Here is a 690-nt window from a genome sequence, read left to right as displayed (position 1 = left end):
GGGTCTGCGCCGGCTTGAGGAATTCCGGTGCCGAGACTTTGAACCGGGTTGCAACCCAGCTGCGCAGCGCGTCGCGATCAAGCGGGCCGGCGTGGAGCGCACCCCAGAGCGCATAGAGCTTGCGCAGATCCGCGCGCTGCGCCGGCGGCCGTGCCGAGGCCCTCGGCTTCCAGCCCAAGCGCTTCAGCTCGGCAATGACATCGTCGGCCTTGCGATCGGAGAGATCGCGGGCACTCTCGACCCCGCCTACTCGCCGCAGCAGGCCGCGATAAGCCTCGTCGTCGAGCGCCAGGTCCTTCTTGGCGATGTGGATCTTCGCCAGCATGTCGCGATGGCTCATCAGCTGCATCTCCTGATCGCGACCTGGAGCTCCAGCGCCTTGCGCGTCAGTCGCTTCAAGCGGCCTTCAATGATCGTGGAACGACGTGGTGCGATGCTCGCGATCACCGCCTTCAGCCGCTCGCGCTCCGCCTCGACCTCCGCAAGCTCGCCCTGCGCCAGCAGCGCCATCAGCGGCGCGGCGTCGGACGGGGCGGGACGGGAGGAGAGGAAGCGGGCCATGGGTCAGGCGGCCTCGCTGTCGAATTTGCCGGCTTCGTCGCCCCAGGCGGTCCAGCCCGGCCGGCTACGCCGCGAGAAGATGTCGGCGCGACGCAGCGCCTTCGGCATCATCCGCTCGGCGATGTCATA

2 protein-coding genes are annotated in these 690 nt (G+C 68.6%); both read right to left on the bottom strand.

Annotated elements, in window-relative coordinates; all coding sequences use genetic code 11:
• Positions 1-340, bottom strand: a 340-nt coding sequence (locus ACFPOB_RS29520; RefSeq protein ID WP_377801748.1) for a phage protein GemA/Gp16 family protein, incomplete at its 3' end; no start/stop codon positions are given.
• Positions 340-561: a hypothetical protein gene (locus ACFPOB_RS29515; RefSeq protein ID WP_377801747.1), complete on the bottom strand. Its 222-nt coding sequence runs from the start codon at positions 559-561 to the stop codon at positions 340-342. The genes ACFPOB_RS29520 and ACFPOB_RS29515, both read right to left, overlap by 1 nt.
• Positions 562-690: the final 129 nt, after the last annotated feature.

It is taken from the genome of Allobosea eneae (assembly GCF_042657265.1).
In the GTDB taxonomy this organism is placed as follows: Bacteria; Pseudomonadota; Alphaproteobacteria; order Rhizobiales; family Beijerinckiaceae; genus Allobosea; species Allobosea eneae.
This window is presented reverse-complemented; position numbering and strand designations above follow the sequence as displayed.

Excerpts from the sequence above, each read along its gene's own strand:
- ACFPOB_RS29515 (WP_377801747.1), bottom strand. The coding sequence starts at position 561 with ATGGCCCGCTTCCTCTCCTCCCGTCCCGCCCCGTCCGACGCCGCGCCG.